At 35.8% G+C, this 19,251-nt stretch carries 16 protein-coding genes and 2 pseudogenes; 14 read left to right on the forward strand and 4 right to left on the reverse strand.

Annotation, left to right across the window (positions count from 1 at the left end):
* Window positions 1-109: 109 nt before the first annotated feature.
* The 5 genes and pseudogenes from ACIGAM_RS03515 to ACIGAM_RS03535 all read left to right on the forward strand — a co-directional run.
* Window positions 110-223, forward strand: a pseudogene (locus ACIGAM_RS03515) (DUF6876 family protein); the annotation flags it as partial.
* Window positions 224-686: 463 nt separating this feature from the next.
* On the forward strand, window positions 687-5,669 hold the full coding sequence (locus ACIGAM_RS03520; RefSeq protein ID WP_396510089.1) for a T9SS type A sorting domain-containing protein: 4,983 nt from the start codon (window positions 687-689) through the stop codon (window positions 5,667-5,669).
* Window positions 5,666-6,382, forward strand: a complete 717-nt coding sequence (locus ACIGAM_RS03525) for a hypothetical protein (RefSeq protein WP_396510090.1) — start codon at window positions 5,666-5,668, stop codon at window positions 6,380-6,382. Before ACIGAM_RS03520 ends, ACIGAM_RS03525 begins: the two co-directional genes overlap by 4 nt.
* A 33-nt stretch (window positions 6,383-6,415) precedes the next feature.
* The gene (locus ACIGAM_RS03530) at window positions 6,416-7,534 is read left to right on the forward strand and encodes a hypothetical protein (protein ID WP_396510091.1); all 1,119 of its coding nucleotides are present in this window, start codon (window positions 6,416-6,418) and stop codon (window positions 7,532-7,534) included.
* 481 nt (window positions 7,535-8,015) lie between these two features.
* Window positions 8,016-8,132: pseudogene (locus ACIGAM_RS03535) on the forward strand (carboxymuconolactone decarboxylase family protein); the annotation flags it as partial.
* A gap of 120 nt (window positions 8,133-8,252) precedes the next feature.
* Here the strand turns inward: ACIGAM_RS03535 and ACIGAM_RS03540 are convergent.
* Together ACIGAM_RS03540 and ACIGAM_RS03545 are read right to left on the reverse strand one after the other, a co-directional pair.
* Window positions 8,253-8,921 (reverse strand): LytR/AlgR family response regulator transcription factor, encoded by a 669-nt coding sequence (locus tag ACIGAM_RS03540; protein WP_396510092.1) that lies wholly within the window; start codon window positions 8,919-8,921, stop codon window positions 8,253-8,255.
* Between the two features lie 3 nt (window positions 8,922-8,924).
* Complete coding sequence (locus ACIGAM_RS03545; RefSeq protein WP_396510093.1) at window positions 8,925-9,932, reverse strand: sensor histidine kinase; 1,008 nt, start codon at window positions 9,930-9,932, stop codon at window positions 8,925-8,927.
* A 191-nt stretch (window positions 9,933-10,123) separates the two neighbouring features.
* On the opposite strand from ACIGAM_RS03545, the gene ACIGAM_RS03550 reads away from it, so the two are divergent.
* The 9 genes from ACIGAM_RS03550 to ACIGAM_RS03590 all read left to right on the forward strand — a co-directional run bounded on the left by ACIGAM_RS03550 (window position 10,124) and on the right by ACIGAM_RS03590 (window position 16,611).
* The gene (locus ACIGAM_RS03550) at window positions 10,124-10,414 is read left to right on the forward strand and encodes an EF-hand domain-containing protein (protein ID WP_396510094.1); all 291 of its coding nucleotides are present in this window, start codon (window positions 10,124-10,126) and stop codon (window positions 10,412-10,414) included.
* Window positions 10,415-10,505: 91 nt separating this feature from the next.
* Window positions 10,506-11,501 (forward strand): YHYH protein, encoded by a 996-nt coding sequence (locus ACIGAM_RS03555; RefSeq protein WP_396510095.1) that lies wholly within the window; start codon window positions 10,506-10,508, stop codon window positions 11,499-11,501.
* Between the two features lie 295 nt (window positions 11,502-11,796).
* Complete coding sequence (locus tag ACIGAM_RS03560) at window positions 11,797-12,543, forward strand: DUF6090 family protein (RefSeq protein ID WP_396510096.1); 747 nt, start codon at window positions 11,797-11,799, stop codon at window positions 12,541-12,543.
* A 38-nt stretch (window positions 12,544-12,581) separates the two neighbouring features.
* Window positions 12,582-12,911, forward strand: a complete 330-nt coding sequence (locus ACIGAM_RS03565; protein WP_396510097.1) for an EF-hand domain-containing protein — start codon at window positions 12,582-12,584, stop codon at window positions 12,909-12,911.
* Between the two features lie 27 nt (window positions 12,912-12,938).
* A complete protein-coding gene (locus ACIGAM_RS03570) occupies window positions 12,939-13,682 on the forward strand; it encodes a YHYH protein (RefSeq protein ID WP_396510098.1) in 744 nt (247 codons plus the stop codon).
* 6 nt (window positions 13,683-13,688) lie between these two features.
* Window positions 13,689-14,291, forward strand: coding sequence for a toxin-antitoxin system YwqK family antitoxin (locus tag ACIGAM_RS03575; RefSeq protein WP_396510099.1), 603 nt, complete (start codon window positions 13,689-13,691; stop codon window positions 14,289-14,291).
* The gene (locus tag ACIGAM_RS03580) at window positions 14,272-14,949 is read left to right on the forward strand and encodes an SCO family protein (RefSeq protein WP_396510100.1); all 678 of its coding nucleotides are present in this window, start codon (window positions 14,272-14,274) and stop codon (window positions 14,947-14,949) included. The genes ACIGAM_RS03575 and ACIGAM_RS03580 overlap by 20 nt, the downstream gene beginning before the upstream one ends.
* A 16-nt stretch (window positions 14,950-14,965) precedes the next feature.
* Window positions 14,966-15,952 (forward strand): YHYH protein, encoded by a 987-nt coding sequence (locus tag ACIGAM_RS03585; protein WP_396510101.1) that lies wholly within the window; start codon window positions 14,966-14,968, stop codon window positions 15,950-15,952.
* A gap of 11 nt (window positions 15,953-15,963) precedes the next feature.
* On the forward strand, window positions 15,964-16,611 hold the full coding sequence (locus tag ACIGAM_RS03590) for a DUF6702 family protein (protein ID WP_396510102.1): 648 nt from the start codon (window positions 15,964-15,966) through the stop codon (window positions 16,609-16,611).
* 526 nt (window positions 16,612-17,137) lie between these two features.
* Here ACIGAM_RS03590 and ACIGAM_RS03595 read toward each other — a convergent pair.
* Together ACIGAM_RS03595 and ACIGAM_RS03600 are read right to left on the reverse strand one after the other, a co-directional pair.
* Complete coding sequence (locus ACIGAM_RS03595) at window positions 17,138-18,139, reverse strand: transporter (RefSeq protein ID WP_396510103.1); 1,002 nt, start codon at window positions 18,137-18,139, stop codon at window positions 17,138-17,140.
* A gap of 9 nt (window positions 18,140-18,148) precedes the next feature.
* The gene (locus ACIGAM_RS03600; RefSeq protein ID WP_396510104.1) at window positions 18,149-19,204 is read right to left on the reverse strand and encodes a cytochrome-c peroxidase; all 1,056 of its coding nucleotides are present in this window, start codon (window positions 19,202-19,204) and stop codon (window positions 18,149-18,151) included.
* Window positions 19,205-19,251: the final 47 nt, after the last annotated feature.

Below are 19,251 nucleotides of genomic sequence, written 5' to 3' on the forward strand. Positions count from 1 at the left end.
TATGCCTAGGTTTGATGAAGAATTTAAATTCTTCATCAAACCTGAACTAAATAATAACTATTTATCGAATTTTAAGGTGTCCTAAAAAGGGGAAGTCTACAATGGAAATGACAACATACTATTTAAACAGTTCTATTATTCGACTGATTTTCCACTTGATGAACTGCGATTATTTTCTGTAGATGATACGTTGATGCTCCCCCGGGGAATATTAAAATTTTGAGGGAGAAGCTCTATAGAATCTTGATGGTGGCAACTTCATTCACAACATTTAGAACCGGCAAATACCTATGTAAAATAAAATTTACAAAAAGTCTTTAATCATTTGTTCCATAACCTGATAAACTAAAGGAGTTATATGGTGGGCAAATAAATGATTCAGATTTTAAGATGATATTACTAAACATATCCAACAAGCACTTTATGTAATCGATTACGGGTTACAACAGGATACTTCCATTTACTAATTAAAGTACTTTAGCCTTGTTGTTGAAAATGTGTAGCTTATAAGCTTTTCTTACTATTAATAACCTTTAGTTTAATAGTTGAAAGTTTATTCTGTCTAATAATCATTGGTAAATAGTAAAAATACTCTATGTGATATTCGCAATCGATATAGTTGTTGCGGTAAGCAGCGTTTATTAAATCATAGATCCATCATTTGTTAATTTAAGAGAGTTCTAAATATGAAAAAGAAAATTACCCTATCAATTCAATTTCTTCAAGCTCCATTTTTACTAATACTGGTATTTTTATTTATTTCATTTTCAGCAGTTGCTCAAGAATGGACAGTTTTAGGTAATGAAGAAGAAATTTCTGCTGTTGCTAGTACTTATACAGATATAGCGCTTGTAGAAAACGGATCTACATTTATACCTTACGCTGTTTTTACTGAAGCCGGAGTAGGTAAAGTAAAAAAACGACTTGCAGATGGCTCTTGGGAGCAGGTAGGAGATGACCTCGCTACTAATGTTTCATTTACCAGAATTCATTCAAACTCCATAGGAGAACTGTATGTATCTTATATTGATATATCAAACTCCAGAAAACTTGCAGTTAAAAAATTTGATTATATAGCTGAAACCTGGAATCCGCTTAATGATGTTGCAGATAATTTATATGCATCTGAGGGCAATGTAAGTGAAGCCAGCTCAAAATTTAGTGGTCAGCGGTATTCTATTGCTTTCGATTCTTTTAATGTGATTTATGCAGCCTTTAGTGATACAGGATTAGAGCCCTATGTAAGGAAGTTTAATGGAACTTCTTGGGAAACTGTAGGTGCTACACCTATTTTTGGAGGTATTGCAGTCTCCTTGAGTCTTACTTTTGATGCTGCAGATAAGCCGTGGGTTGTTTGTTCTCGATTAAATGGTACGGGTGATACTACAGGTACAATGGCATTATTTAGTTTTAATGGCACTGTTTGGGAAGAACGTGTAAATCCCAATCCTATAGCGCCTGTACGACAGACGCGTATTGCAAATATTGATGATAATAAACTTTGTATTGTAAGTTTTGATATATCTAATGGTAACAAAGCAACAGCTGTTATATACGACAAAGGTGCTGATTCGTGGAGTTCAAAAACCAGTCTTTCATCCAGAGATGGTCAGGAAATCAGTTTAATACCTGACGCAGAAGGTAATTTATACTGTTCTATCGTTGATAAATATGAAGGCAGTTCTTATGCACAAGTAGCACGTGTACGTAAACTCGCTGTGGGTACAAGCACCTGGACAGAATTAGAAAATAAACTGGCTTCTCGTGGGGTAGACGAAGCATTAGGTAATCTTGCTCTAGCTATAAATAATGCGCCCAATCCCTATATTATTTATACAAAAAGAAATACAAATGGAGAAAATACTCCTATTGTAAGAACGTATGTCCCCCCACCACCTCCAGCAATTTTATTTACCCATGTACCTACTGCAATTACACCGACTACTGCAAAAACCGGAGGTAATATTACTTCTGATGGAGGAAATGAAATTACCGAAAGAGGAGTGGTTTATAGTATATCCAATTCAAAGCCCACAATTGAGGATTCTAAAGAGACTGAGGGATCTGGAGGTATAGGAGATTTTACCGTAAATCTTACTAATCTAAGCCCAGCAACTTTTTACTATTTAAGAGCATATGCTATAAATGGGGGAAATGCCTCTTATGGTAATACAGTGCGGTTAAGTACGTTACCAGAACCTGATCTCCCTGTAACGACTGCTAAACAAGTAGAGTTTTTAACTCGTGGTCTAGTTGCGGTTCAAAAATCCAGCAATGAGGTTTATCTAAGTTGGAGGTTATTGGGGACAGACCCAAAAGATATAAGTTTTAATGTATATCGCAATAGTGTGAAAATCAATCCAAATCCTATTACAAACTCTACTAACTACGTTGACAACACAACTTCCAACAATAATAATTATAGTATAAAACCTATTATAAACGGGGAAGAAGGTATAGAGACAGATCTTGTTTATGTTTGGTCAAAAAATCAACTATCGGTTCCTATACAAATGCCTCCCAGCGGTACTTTACCTAATGGAGATATATATACCTATACAGCCAATGACGCATCGGTGGGAGATGTTGACGGAGATGGAATCTATGAGATTGTTTTAAAATGGCAACCTACACGAGTAAATGATAATGCAGGGGGATACAGCGGTAAAGAAATTTTTGATTGTTACAAACTTGACGGTACGCGCTTGTGGAGAATAGATTTAGGAATAAATGTAAATGCTGGTCCACATTACAATCAGTTTATGGTGTACGATTTTGATGGTGATGGCAAAGCCGAAATAATATTAAAAACGGCAGACGGTACTATTGATGGGCAAGGCACCGTAATAGGTGATGCTACTGTAGATTATCGCAACTTCAATGGATGGGTGCAGGAAGGACCCGAATTTTTAACGGTTTTTAATGGATTAACCGGTGCTGCAATGGCTACTACTTCCTATGAACCTGCTCGTGCAAATGTATCAGACTGGGGAGATAATTATGGTAATCGTCAAGATCGTTACGTGTCTGCTGTGGCTTACTTAGATGGAGCACGTCCCAGCTTAATAGCAGGACGTGGTTATTATAATAAATTAGTACGCGCAGCGTATGACTGGCGTGATGGCAAATTAACTCTGCGATGGATTTTTGATAGCAAAGACCCGGCGCATCCTGAGTATGATGCATATTCTGGTCAGGGTAACCATCAAATGACTGTAGGTGATGTAGATGGTGATGGTAAAGACGAGATTATTAATGGTTCGAGTGCTATTAATGATGACGGTACACCATTATGGACCTACGGTATGGGTCATGGTGATGCCTTGCATATGACCGATATGGATTTGGATTCACCAGGACAAGAAATTTGGATCAACCTTGAGTCTCCCGGTAATTACGATGGTATGGGACTTAGACAATACGATGCAAAAACAGGAAGAACAAACTGGGGTGTAGCAACTACAGGTGATGTAGGGCGTTCTATGTCTGCAGATCTTGACCCCAATTATAAAGGTAACGAGATGTGGGGATCTTCAGGTGCGCATGTTTACGATGCCAAAGGAAACCCTATAAGTACCAATAAGCCTTCGTATAATTTTGGAATTTGGTGGGATGGTGATTTAGGTAGAGAGATTTATGACAGGACTTATATTGATAAGTGGGATTATGTAAATAAATGGTCAAGCAGATTATTTACTATTTATAATGCAGCACCTATATCTTCAAATAACAGTACCAAAAGTAATCCGTCGCTTATGGCAGATATTTTGGGAGATTGGCGTGAAGAAATTATCTTCCGCAGATCAGACAATACAGCTTTGGTAATTTTTACAACTGATATGCCCACCGAGTATCGCATTCCTACATTAATGCACGATCCGCAATACCGTACAGCAATTGCCTGGCAAAATTCAGCATACAATCAACCTCCTAATACCAGTTATTATATAGGTTATGATATGGATGTAAACAATATACCAACAGATAAAATTGTAATTGCAGGAGAATCAACATTATTAGTATCAGATATTTCCCGAAAATCTCCAGCATCTATTACTACTAATGCTAATGAGGTTACTTTTAATATAAACTTTACAGCAGAAGTAACCGGGGTAGATTTAACAGATTTTACACTTACAACTATTGGAGATATTACAGGAACTATTGCCTCAATTAATCCTGTAAATGAGTCTTCTTATGATGTTGTATTAACTAATTTAACTGGTGAAGGAACGGTACGACTAGATGTAAAATCTACTGGAACAGACATCGTAGATGCAGATGGTAATCAACTTAAAACCGGATTTACTGCCGGCGAAGTATATACTTTAGATTATACAAAACCTACGCTCAGTATTGTTTCTATAACATCAAATGCTACTAATTTGGCATACGCCAAAAATGGATCAACCGTAACATTAAGTTTTACAGCTTCAGAAGCGATTACCGATATTATAACCACACTCGCAGGTCAAACGGTTGCTGCAACCGCTGTGGGAGAAAACAAATATGAGGCAACTTATGAGCTTACAGACACAGATGTAGAAGGTATAATTCCTTTTAATATTCAATTTAAAGACTTGGCAGGGAATGACGGAGTTGCCGTTATTCAAACTTCTGACGAATCTAGCGTAACCTATGACCGAACAAATCCAAAACTAGTTGCGGTTACCTTAGTATCAAGCAATACAAATTCAGCGTATGCTGAAGCAGGAGATATTGTCACATTAAATTTTACAGCTTCAGAATCTATAGAAATGCCTGTAGTTACGATTGCAGGACAATCAGTAACGGTAACTAATACAGCTACAAATCAATTTGAAGCAACCTATACGGCATTATCAACAGATACCGAGGGTTCTATACCATTTATGATAAATTATAAAGATCTAGCGGGCAATACAGGTCCGCAAATTAGCCAGGCAGAGACAGATGTGGTGTTTCGACGTATGTCACCAACAATTACGGTATACGTTGAAACACCTAGCTGTCCTGACAAAGAAGATGGGAGTATTCGAGTTGCTACAGATATGGATAGTTTTATCTATACAATTACGGTGCAAGGTAGTGGTGATGCTCAAGTATTCTCTGATGTGGAGATGAATACCTCTACCAACTGGGAAAAAAATAATCTGGCTGCAGGAAATTATGACATAACTGTTGAAATTAGCAGCATAGATTTTAAGCAAAGTTTTGGAGTTATGGTTAATGAAATTTCAGCAGTCAAAGCAAAACGAGTACAAACCAAATCTAATATTACGTATACGGTTTCGGGTAGCACCGAGTATGATATTACAATCAACGGAATATCAAAAACATATATCACAGAAAGTTCTAAAAGTTCGACCATCGCAATAGATAATGCATTGTTGCAAGAAACAAACAAGATTGTTATAGCAACTAGCAGTGACTGTCAGGGCATCGTAGAAGACAGTTTTATAATTAGTCCGTCTGTAACGCTGTATCCCAATCCTACATCAGACCTCGTGCATATCAATGCGGTTACAACTGGTATTATACAAGTTTACACGGCTACAGGTAGCTTATTGATTGAAAGAGATGCAGCAACTACTCAGACTATAAGTTTGAGTGATTACGATGCCGGAACTTATATTTTTAAGATTAAGCAAGATGCCGAAGTACAAACTTTTAAAGTGATATTAAAATGAAAAATATAACATCAAAATTTATAATTCTAGTTATTGTGATGGCATTTACAATCTCTTGTGGAGGAGATTCAGATTCACCCGTAGATCCACCTACGGAGCCAGATCCTGTTGCCGAAAATAAACCAACTAAGGCGGCTTTAACACTACCTGAAAATGGCCAACAGTGTACAGCATTTGCTGCAGTTAATAGCGATGATACTAAAGCTGAAATTAGTTTTTCTTGGGAAAAAAGTACATATGCTACTGCTTACATATTAAAGATTGCTCAATCTGGAACAGAGGTGGTAAGTAAGCAAATTTCGGGTACTAGCACTACGAGTATTTTAGATAAAGGTAAAACTTATTCCTGGACGGTAGTAGCAACAAATGCTGATGGGGAAAGTAGTAGTGAGACCCATTCATTTACAACTCCGGGTAACCCTGTAGGAAATTATGTGCCTTATGCTGCAGTTATTAGTTTTGATATTGATACGACAACACAAATGGCTACCTTATCTTGGGTAGGTGCAGATGAAGATTCGGAGGCTAGCGAACTAAAATACAGTGTTGTGGTTAAAGAAGACAATACCATTATATTATCTAAAGAAAATCAAACAGAAACAACAGTAGCAGATTTTGACGTCACTTTAAATGCTATTTATGAAATTCAGGTCAATACAATAGATGCCTATGGGTCTTATTCAACCTCTGTATTAAGTAAAACCTATAAATAATCTTAGTAAACTATAGAGATCCTGTATTTTAAAATGAAGTTCCTATTTTTAAATTTAGCAATTCTAGTCTTTGGTACCTGTTTTTTAAATGCAGGTATACTGAAAACCCATGTAGACAAAGTTATTTTTTTACAGGGAGCAGTAGGGGAGCGCTCTATAGTAATACGAATTAACTGTTATGATGAATCCCCCATACGCTACTTAAATTATTTTTTTGAAGATGATAAAAAAGATCACGCTTTAGAAGGAATTCAGGTAGATGATATGTGGCAGTTTACATTGGCTAAAAATAATAAAGAACTTCTAAATCTTGTAATCAGAGAACAAGATAACGGGGACTGGGAAGGGTATTGGCGAGAAGACGCTAAAGCAAAAATACCTATTATATTAAACCCAATTAAGCTAGACAGTGCATCAGCAAATTATAACTATTCTTTAGAAAATCAATTAGATGTATACAATGCTTATAAAATAGGTATGCTCAAACTAGAGCAACTAAAAATTAAAAAACATACTCCTGTTCCCGGTATTACTTGGTATACAGAAAAACAATCTGGAATAACACTATTTAGACTAAAACAGCAGCCAAATATCTCTAAATATGATTCAGTAAATACTGCTTTACAAGCGTTGCAATTGTCTTATATTTTTGAGTATTTTCAATTAAATCCTAAACGGACAGATTTAAAATTTGAATCTGAGATTATGTTCTTTAATTCAAAAATTATAAGCTTTAGAGTTGTAAAAACGGTTATTTACCAATCTGGAGAAATTGCTAAAACTCAGCAATTTTTCAACTTGGATATTAACCAGGGAAAGTCTGTAGCTTTAGAAGCTATAGTTTGGTTTGATAGGAATGCAATTAATACCGCTTCTAATTCAATGATGCAGACCTATACATACAGAAAAGAAGTTTTTGCTCCCAAAGTCTTTTCCATATTAAAAACTTTATATCCCCAACGAATTAAATCGACCATTTGTGATTTAAATACTGTTGATACTTGGGTTTTACCCGATTATGTATTGACTAAAAAAGGTATATTATTTTCATTCTCAAATAAAGCTTCATGTAGCTTTCTAGATTGGGCGATTATACCTTATGATGAGCTGGAAGTATATCTTTCTAAAGACTTTGAGCTATTGTCTAGTTAGATTTGAAAGCTTTTAAAGCTATTTCTTAAATAATCGCTCCATACTTTTATCCTTTCTTAAGGCGCTTTCTGAACGATCAAGCACCTTGCTCGCCTTTTGCAGTGTGCCGTAGTTAGATTCAGCCCAGAGAACTAGTTTCTTAATGAAATGAGCAATAATGTGATTATAATTTTTACCATCTATAAAGAAAGTATCACTCGATTTATTTGGTAGCTGTCTAGTTGACCATTTTTTGAATTCGGAAATAGCCTCCTTTACGGCAACTTTTTGATTTTTATGTGATAAATAAAACGCACCTACAAATGCTGCAAGTCTTTGTAAATCTCTAAGTTTCCGTGAAGCGGATTTTCAGTTAAGAACATTTCAAGCGCAATTGTATTAAATCAATTTGGGATCATCATCCTTAACCAGTTTAAAAATACCGGGTGTCTTGTCGTAGGACTAGGTGTACTTTACCCAGGCTACTTCAACTTATACACAGCGAAATCTGCTTGATATCATTTTAGGATTATCTCAAAAAGTTATAAGCAATTATACAAATCATATAGCTGCAACCCCGCTTGATAAGGCTTTTGAAAAATTTGAATGGACTAAATAATTTTTTATAGCAGAAACCCCTAATTGAAAAATTAGGGTTTTTTTTATTAATTGGTAAAATAAAAACGAGCACTTACTATTTTACGGAAATTGAAAAAACTGAAAGATGTCATAAAAACTGCTAAAACAATTCGTTCTTAACGTCCTCAAAATAGCTGTCACTAACAGGTATGATTGTTTCCGAAAGCAATAAATCCCTTCCTTTGAGACCGGTTACTTTATCTTTGTTAGCAATATAGGACCTATGTACACGTAAAAAATTTTTCGGTAATGAAGACTCTAAGTTTTTGAGCGATTGGTTCGCCAGGATTTTCTTGCCGTTTTTGAGGTGATAACTTACATATTCACTTTCGCTTTGTATGTAAATGATATCCTCGAGACTTATTTTGTAAAGATCATATCCAGATTTTACGACAATAGAATTTTCTATATCTTTTTCATTCTTCGGAAATTTTTCAACGGCATTTAAAAAACGTTTGAAGGTAACAGGTTTCAACAAGTAGTCAAGAGCATTTAGTTCAAAACCTTGCAGTGCATATTCGGAATAGGCGGTTGAAAAAATGATGTGTACGCCAGTCTTTTTAACGATTTCTGCAAATTCGGTACCATTCAATTGGGGCATTTGAATATCTAAAAATATAAGATCCACTTTATTATCTTTTAAGAAACTTAGTGCTTCTAAAGGATTTTCAAAAGACCCTTTCCACTGTAAATAGTCCACTTTCCCGACATAGGTTTTAAGCAGTTCTCTGGCTAATTCTTCATCGTCTATACTAATGCAGTTTACCATTTTTCAAATATTAATTATCAGATCTATCTTAAAAGTAGCTTTATTTTTTACAGTCAATGTATGCTGGTTGGGATACAGGATCTCAAGACGTTTTTGAACATTAGGCAATCCTATTCCGCCTTGCGCATCGGTTATAGAAGGCTCTTCAGGTTTGCTATTTTCTACCATAAATGTGATTTTATTTTTTTCTTGCTGAAGTGCTATGTTTACAAAGCTACCTCCTCCTTTTTCTATACCGCTGTGCTTAAAGGCATTTTCAATATAAGGTACAAATAACATTGGTGCGACGAGAGTAGTTTCGTTTTTTACCGCTTTCGCGAAAGCGATATTATAGCCCTTACTACTCTTAAGCTTGAATAATTCAATATAATTTTCAATATAATTTAGCTCTTTCTGCAAGGGTACTTTGGGTTGCTCACAATCGTAAATTACATAGCGTAACATCTCAGAAAGGGTACTGATACTTTCTTGGGTTTTGTCAGAATTTGTTACCGAAAGTGCGTAGATGTTATTGAGCGCATTGAACAAGAAGTGCGGATTGATCTGCATTTTGAGCATTTTCAATTCACTTTCTATTAACTCCGCTTTAGCTAAAGCAATACTCTTTTCTTTTTCTTGAGCATATATAAATGTTTCCAAAACAACCGCGATAATGCTGGAAATTGACAATATCAAAAGATCTATGGGATATCGCCCAAGTATACCGCGTGGGGGACCTCCCGCCGGTAGAAATATTGATTTGTCAAAAGGCGGCGGGGCTGTCTGTGCAGCAAAAAAGGCCGCTATAAGAATCACCGGAACTGTGATAACAAAAAACTGAAGATATTTTTTCTCAAACAAAAGTCTAGGCACTGCATAATATATAAGCCCTGCGAGGAGTAGAATTTGTAGAATAAAAGTCACTCCATTTCTAGCTATAAATCTATAGTCTACATCTGCTAATATTCCTATTATAATCCAGACAAAAAGCCAAAAACAAACTTGAAAAATAAACCTATAAAATCGTTTCATACCACAAATAAAGCAAATTAAAATAGACTCTATACTGAAAATTGCCTGTTTGGAGCGGTCAACTATTCTAAACCGCAGAACAGGAAAGACAATTCACTGAAAATATAAACCCTTTCGCTTAAAGGTGGTTATGTGCATACAACTAATGCCCAACTTTGACGTCTTAATAGAGAACAATCAAAACAAAATATATGGACACATTATATAAATCAAAAGCTGTAATAGCAGTGTTTTTAGCTATCGGTATTGGAGCAGTGACCAGCGCACAAGGTCAAGAACGTGAGCGTAAGGAACCACCCACGTTTGAGCAACTTTTAGAACAGATGGACTCAGGAAAAGATGGTAAACTTTCTGTCGCTGAAGTTAAAGGGCCACTCAAAGAAATTTTTGCAGATGTTGATACCGATGAAAATGGATACATCACAAAAGAAGAATTTGAAAAGGCTCCTAAACCCAAAAGGAAAAAACGAGATAATAATTAAGATTGATTTGATTGATTAGTTTTTTTGATGGATGCCCCGCAAGTAATTGTGGGGTTTCATTAAAAAAAATTGTCTAAACAAAGAATAAATTATGAAACGCATTTATAAAAAAGTAACACTCTCTACACTCTCTGTATTAGTAGTACTTGCTCTTACTGTAGGCTGTAAAAATGATATAAGCACCAGCTCACACAGTCACGATGTAGCAATGCATTCGCACGGAGAAAATAGTCATTCGCATAATGATACAGATTATTTTGGCTCCTATACCCTAGTAGACAAGCAGTACGGTACCAAAACAGTGGTAACAGTAAAAAATAATACCCGTAAAATAGTGACCAATGCCTTACCTAATCACGAAACAGGCACTTTTCCAAACTCAGGAAACCCGAATACTATATCTGCCCAGAATAGAACATATACTATACCTCTCTTACCTAAATATATTGGAGAAGCGAAGTGGGTAAGAGAGCCTGGATTTGCCCTAAACGGGGTGAAATTTGAACCCGAAACGGCTGAGATGGTTGTTTGTGAAAGTGGTGAACGTTATCGTGTAGAAGCTAAACAAGACCTTATTGCAATGGGATTGGACAAGAACAATGCGCACGTACAGCCTACAGGCGCTTATCACTATCACGGCACACCTACTTCTATGATAGAAAAATTTGATAAGGGAGAAGATTTAGTTCATATAGGATTTGCCAAAGATGGTTTTTCTATTTACTACTCAAAAAGTGGTGCATATACGCCAAGTTTTAGACTGTACGACGAAACACGTGAGGGAGAAGAGTGTTCTTACGATAGACCAGGAAACCATATAGATGTAGCCATCGCAGATAGCGATATAGACGGCACATTTGTCTCAGACTGGGAATTTGTTGACGGGCTTGGAGACCTGGATGCCTGCAATGGAACTGAGATCAACGGTACCTATGCCTATCTGGTTACAGACGCATATCCCTATGTACCTCGCTGTTTAATGGGAGAGTTTGAAGAAGAGCCGCACGGCCCGCCACCAGGCCAGGGTGGAGCATCAAATGGACAAAGACCACCAGCAAATCATATTCCGCCCCATCACGATCATTAAAATAAGATAGTGGGACTTGTGTACACAGCTACTCGAATCTTTCAAATTTATAATAAACTTTTTTTTTAACTGAAACATATAGCGGCTTCACTTAATAGAAATACCCATTCACTGATTGTTATAAAACTGTGTTTGTAAAGCCAATACATTTACTGAAAAATAGAAAAGATTAGTAGCTCATCATTTGAATTAACCATTCCACATTTTAAGTATCATCTTCTAACAACGTGTATTTCATAACGAGCAAAAACCTCTTAATAGTGGGTTTTAAAAACAACATAAAAAAAATAAGCAGATGAAATTTTTCGGAAAACTCAGAAGAAAGATGATTCTCGATGGGAAGTTCAAGAATTACATCGTCTACGCTTTTGGAGAGATTGTTTTGATTGTACTGGGTATTCTAATAGCCTGGAAAATCAACAATCTCAACGAAATACGGAAAAGTGAAATTGTGCAGGTAAAAATATATGAGAGTCTTTATGAAGAACTCCATACCAATCTAATTGTTCTGGATAGCGCTATTTTAAGATATACGAGTACAGCTACAAATTTACAGAAGTCATTGGCATATGTGGGGTTGCAGGAAGAACAATTGAGTAATGAGGCAAAAAGTGTAATTATTGAGATGAGATTCAAAAATTCTAATCTTAGCGATGAGGCGCTTAGTTCTATTAATTCAACTGATAAATTTCAATTTATAGAAAGCGATTCCTTAAAAATTTTAATAGCTCAATATCCTGGTCATATAAATGAGTTTATGGAGCAGGAAGTGAAACTGAGAAATATTACAGAAAATAAATTGAAACCCCTCTTAGAAAAGCATCTCTCCCTAGTAGATATGTTACCTGAGAATGCAACTTATAAACGAATCAAATCATATGTACAGGAATCTGATTATAAAGGATTATTAAATAATAAGGAGTATCAAAACTCCATAATCAATGATTTGTTACAAACCAAAATTCAACTAAAGATCGCAAAAAGTTTAAGAGAAAAAACAGAAGAACTGTCCCTCAAACTCAATCTGGAATTAAATGGCTAACGCCACAATTATTATAAATAACTCTAAACAACAACACTATGAAAAATCGTATTGCATTAAAAATAATTGGCTGTGTACTGGTAATGACTTCGCTTACAGCTTGCAACAGTGCTAAAGACACAAGCTCAAATACTCAGAGTGGCCAGCGTGGTCAGGGCCGACCAACGGCTACTCAGTTACTTTCAGAAATGGATGCTAACAAAGACGGAAAACTATCAAAAGAAGAGGCAAAAGGACCACTCGCTCAGGATTTTGCTAAGATTGATACCGATGATGATGGTTTTATCTCTAAAGAGGAACTAGAAAACGCTCCACAACCGCAGCGTGGTGGTCAACAAGGAGGCCAGCGTGGTGGCAGAGGTAAGTAGGTTTAATTTTTAATTATAGCACGAATTATGATAACAAATTTCAAATATTATGTTTCATTGGCAGTTTTGGCAATGTATTTTACAGGGTGCAGTAGCGATTCTTATCTTGATACTGAATCTGAAGAGAACGTTGTAACAGAACTTCACGAAGCGTTTTCAGTATTTAATAAAGATGCTGTAACTATTTACCTTGACGGTTCAGAGGTGGTAATTGAGACCACCGGCTTACCCAATCACGAGACTGTGTATTGGGGAGAGGGTAATGAACTTTACAGAGATGAGCCTGGTGTTGAGGTTACCCCCAGCATTATGTCTAGCAATAACAATGCGACCAGTATTCGGGTAGATGCAACTCCAGATCTTTCCGGCAATCAAATTGACACTCAATTGAACACAATTGGTATCGCTGTAAGTGGTTCTTCAATATTCAATGATCAGGAAGGTAACGGGCCCTTAGCGCAGGCGGCAGCCAGTCTCGACTGGACTGGAGCGCACATCGGCCCGGGGGTTTATCATTATCATCTGGAGCCTAAAGCTTTTACTAATGACGATAATAATCTGGTAGGCATTCTTTTAGATGGTGTATTTCTTTATGGTAGAAAATGCAGTTCGACCGGCACGTATCCAACCGATCTTGATGTTTCAGGCGGGCACAACTCTTCGACGCAATATACAGGTGGGGAAACAGAGTATCATTATCATATTATTAATGAAATGTATTCTACCACAGGTTCATATCTGGCATTTGCCGGGCCGTATCAGGGGTATTGATAGATTATGAAAAAGGTTTTTTACATCACCACCTTTTTTTTGATGCTGTTGATTGGAGCGTATAATTCCAAAACAGAAAATAACGTTAATCAAACGCAAAAGGAAGCAATAAATAGTCGGGAAGTATCATATAATGATTTGATTTTAAATCAACTGGAAGGTGTTTGGTACTATCAGAATACACCATACAATGGGTTTTCTGTCAAATACTATAATACTGGTGCAGTAGCAGAACGGTTGGGATTTACTAATGGAAAGCGACAAGGTATTGGTAAACGCTGGTCAGAAAAGGGAGCTTTACGTTCGCAGTTTATATATGAACAAAACCGTCTAGTGGGAATTTATAAAAGTTGGTGGGATAATGGTCAGTTGGCTTCTAAAGCCAATTATGAAAATGGTGTTCTCAATGGAACTCAAACGGAATGGTATGATACCGGGCGATTGGCAAAAAAACGAGAATTGGCATCTGGTAAAGAAGAAGGTATGCAACAAGCCTGGTTACCGAACGGAAAAATTTATATAAACTACGAGGCTAGAAACGGCAGAAATTTTGGTTTAAAGCGTGCTAACCTTTGTTATCAATTGAAAGATGAAATTTTACAGAAATGAATTAATTGGATTACTGGGAGCTTTGGCGATGTTAGTAAGTTGTGCTAAAGATACCAATCAAAAAGATAATATAGCGACTCGTACTGAGGTGCTTCCATATTATCAGGAAGCAACCTACACGCCTGTTTGGTTCGGTCAAAATTCAGATTCTTTGAATGATTTTCATCAGATACCTGCTTTTAAATTAATTAATCAAATGGGCGATACCATTACCGAGCAAACTTTTGAAAACAAAATCTACGTTGCAAATTTCTTTTTTACCGTATGCCCGGGAATTTGCCCGCAGATGACATCAAATATGCTTCTGGTGCAGGATGCGTTTAAAGATGATGATGATATCTTATTGCTATCACATTCGGTTACACCAAACTACGATTCCATTGCTATATTAAAAGAGTATGCTGAGGCAAATGGAGTAATCAAAAACAAATGGCATCTGGTTACCGGGGATCAATCTGAAATCTACAAACTGGGACGCAAAGCGTATTTCGCAGAAGAAGATTTAGGAGTGGTAAAAGGAGAAAATGAATTCTTACATACCGAAAATTTTGTGCTTGTAGATAAGAATAAAAACATAAGAGGTATATATAACGGATTAAATAAAGTGTCTGTAAATCAGCTTATTTCAGACATTAAATTACTCAAATCAAGCTATTAACACTAAAATAAGTCCAATGAAAATATTCAGTTTTAAATATAAGATAGTCGCTTTAACCGTGGCAATTATAGCGCATTTAGCGTGCAGTGGGAGTGATGAGGATACTGGCGATGAGAATTTAGATTCAAATACTCAAGTGGTAGATATGCTTGAATCTAATTTTACAGGAGTAAGTATTACAACGGTCCCGTGTACACTTTCAGATGGTACGGTAACAGATTGTTATCAAATCGTCACTAATAGCACACCTTCAGACCACTCTATGGGACCATGGTGTCCCACCACTATTGATGATGATTCAGATGCCGGAGGGATCTGGCTTGATGGAGGTGAGGTATATGATGTTGATGGAGCATTTATTAAAAATATGGCCACATTTTACAACGATTCTAACTGGTTAATGTATGACGAAAATGGGGATATATATGTAACTAAAACTGAAGAAGATTGTATCAACGCAGCAAATCCCAATGTGGGCGAACAATATGAAAATTTCTGTGTAGAATGTCTTCCTTCTTACATTACAGAAATTACCCAAACGTTTACTATCCCAATCACACCGGTACTTCAAAACGCAGGGATACTTTTTACAACCGGGCCTGGCGGACCTCCTGGTAGTTCTAATGTGCCTTCGACACGTGGCGTCGCACTCAATGGGATGGAATTTTCTGCTCCTGCACCTGTAGATAATATTTTAGGAGCCTACACACTTGCTCCTTTTGATGATGCCGGTGGACACATCAATGTGCATCAGGGATATCACTATCACGCGGCGACAGGTTTTAGTACAGAAGTAGAACAGGCAGACGACCATGCAGCTTTGATAGGCTATGCGCTGGACGGTCACGGTATTTATGCAATGAACAATACAGATGGAAGTTCACCATTAGATTTGGACGAGTATCGCGGTCATAGCGATAATACTAGAGGTTATCATTATCATGTAGATGCAGCTGGTAACAACAACTTTATAAATGGACTTAAAGGAGCTTACGCTTTGTAAACTAAATAATTATGAAAAATCATATACTAGCGGGAATATTATTTTTATTCACATTAACCGGTTTTGCACATCAAACCGAAGCTTCGAGTGTGGTTTTAGTTGAGAAATCAAAAAATGTCTGGTTATTGCAGATTAGTGCATCTTTGGCAGCTTTTAAACAGGAGGTTCAGGCTAATTACTCTGAAACTCCATACGAAACTCCGGAAGCTTTTAAAGAGTTTTTACTTCAACATATTAGTAATACTTTGAAAATCAATAGTAATGGACAAGTAGTACTTTTTCAAAATGGTTCTGTAAAATTAGGTCACGAATCTAAAGTTACATTTGAAGTTACCGGAATACAGGAAGATCTTAAGGAGTTAGAAATTTCTAGTATGATTTTCTCTGATATTTTTAAAAGTCAATCTGTGCTTGTTGTTTTAAAAGAGAATTTTAAAAAAAATCAATTTATACTTAATGATTCGAATGAATTTAAAATTAAATTGAAATCAAAAAATAATGAATTACAAGAGGTTAAAATTGAACAGGCTGGTTTTGGTTTTGAAGACAAAATTGTAATTCTGATTATAGTAGTAGCTTTTAGTATTTTATTCTATAAAATTTACAGACAGCGAGTAAGTTTAGCTGGTGTTGAAGAATACTTTAAAAATGTTTTTTGAACGAAATAAATTGATATAAAAGAGCATTCTTGATTTTGTAGTCAGGGATTTTTCTTTTCAATTTAAGAAAGAATGAGCCTGCAACATCAAATTCTCACTTTCGCAGAAGAAAGGTACACGTTGATGCAATTCAGTTGGTTTCAAATTCATAATTCTTTCTGAACCATTCGTACAGAACTACTCTAAAGTGGGAGATAGAAAGCCTGTTAATCTTAGATTAACAGGCTTTTTTAGTTTAAAACCTTTTCTAATATAAATAGCATTCAGTTGTTTTAATTTTCCAATTTTATAAGAAAGTATTTCATTGTAAATGTAGAATGCAGATTTTGATGCCTATTTAGAAGTTTTGAAGAGTTGTATTTAAATTTTATTAATTGTCTGTATAAATACTTTTCAGATGGATTTAGAGTACGGAGAAAGCTTTTGTGTAGAGTTTATATTTCATAGCCATTAAAAAAGCCTTAAAGCTATTCAAAAATGGCTTTAAGGCTTTTATACTTTTAATAAGAAAGTAAGTAATTAATAATTATAAGGTGTAATTTAAATGAACTCCCAGGCGGTATTTAGCCTCAACCTTACCTGAATTTAAATTCTGACTTACCGGAAGCATAACATTTATCCCTGCGCTTAATTTTTTAAGGGTAAGTTCGGTACCTATTCTACTGAATAATACTGATCCTTCGGTATCTGGCACAGTCAAGCCATAACTTTTATTCTCAGAATATACTTCACCTGCAAGACCTATAAATGGTATGATTTTATCAATCTTCAAGGTATTGTACACTTTAGACAGATTTAAACCATAAATGAATTGATTTCCAAAATGATAATCCTCCTTATTTTCGGTTTTTATAGTATAATTTGTCATAAAGCCTAATCCCCAATTTTTATATCCTACCGAGTAATTCGCCGCGAGGATGTAATCAAAACTTCCTGTACCTACTTGAAAACTTGGGTTTACACTACCTTCATTATTAGAGCGATTATACGCTCCTGTAGGTAATTTAAAACCACCACCTACTTCTAAACTGTGTTTGTATTTTGATTGTTGATTTTCAAATAAACCATCAGGTACTGGGGTTATTAAGGAATAGAATCCTAGAATGCTTAAATCTCCTATTCCTTCTATATTTTGTGAGGTCTTATCTGCAAAATTGCGGTTGTGGAAATGGTAGGGTAGAATTGCGGTCAAACTTAATTTTTTAGTTACGGGGATCTTTCCCCATAATTGAAGCGTATTAAAATTCTCTTCTACCCAAGGCGAATTATTAAAAATACCGTCACGAGATTGATACTGTTGATATATGTATCTCACGCCTATAAAATTTTCATTACCTACCGTGCCGTATCCCATACCGCCACCAGAACTTCCGCATCCACAAAAATCACAATCTTCTGAGGTGAATTTATAAAACGGATTTATATCTAAACTTAGTGAATCTAAAGTGGTAGTTGATTTAGCTATGCCAGAAGATGATATCGCTAAAAATAAACTGAGTACTATTATTTTATGTATGTGTAAATTCATCTTATATCATTAATATTCTGAAAAACGTTTATCGTTTATGTATTCGGTATCTGTTAGAGTCTGCAAAAAAGCAATTAGCGCCTTTTGATCTTCTGCATTTAGAGCAATACCTAGTTTGCCGTTTTGTTTTAAAATAGGGTCTAAGGTTTCAGAGTCCTGCACACCTGAATTGTAAAAATTGAGAACAGACGCTAAACTCCCAAAACGCCCATCGTGCATATAGGGAGCTGTTAAAGCAACATTGCGCAGACTTGGTACTTTAAATTTATAATTGTCAGCCACACTACCGCTTACCTCAGCTCTTCCTACATCATTTATATCTGGATAGGGAGGGAGTCCATTATTTCTAAATGCACTATCTGTAAACAAATCGGTTTTATGACAACTAGCACATTTTGATTTAAAAAGATCAAGACCTGTTTTCTCTATTGCTGAAAAGTCACCACCTTCTTCATTACGCACATACTTGTCATATTTAGAATTTGATGAAATCATCATCACCATAAATTGAGATAGTGCTTTGAGAAAATTTTCATTATTTACTTCACCATCTGTAAATGCTGAAGCAAACAGACGTTGATATTCACTATCGTTTTTAAGTTTTGCTAACACATTAGAGAGCGTTTCACCCATTTCTACCTCATTTGTGATAGGTATTATAGGAAATAAGTCTAAGTGCGAAGTAGCGCCGTCCCAGGCAAATTCAGATAAGAATGCCATATTTTGAATTGCAGGTGTATTGCGCGTACCTTCAAGATCATTTATACCGTGACTAAACTGATGACCGTGATGCGTAAATGCAGAACTTTGCTCATGACAAAAACCACATGAGATAAAACCATTTGCAGATAAATTTCCATCATAGAATAATTTTTTACCCAATTCAAACCCATTCTTTGTTGGAGGATTTGAGGTTAGGTTATAACTCATTTCAGGAAAATTAGCAGGAATATTTAGCTCCAGGTTTTCATCTAATTCACTATATTCTGAATCATCATTTGTAGTGCAGGACATAAATATTAAAATTCCCAACAATACATACGCATACTTAATTAATTTTCTCATAACTTAAATATTAAGTGCGGTGCGCTAAACACCGCACTTTGAGTATT

Origin of the sequence: Leeuwenhoekiella sp. NPDC079379 (assembly GCF_044542075.1) — a bacterium.
In the GTDB taxonomy this organism is placed as follows: domain Bacteria; phylum Bacteroidota; class Bacteroidia; order Flavobacteriales; family Flavobacteriaceae; genus Leeuwenhoekiella.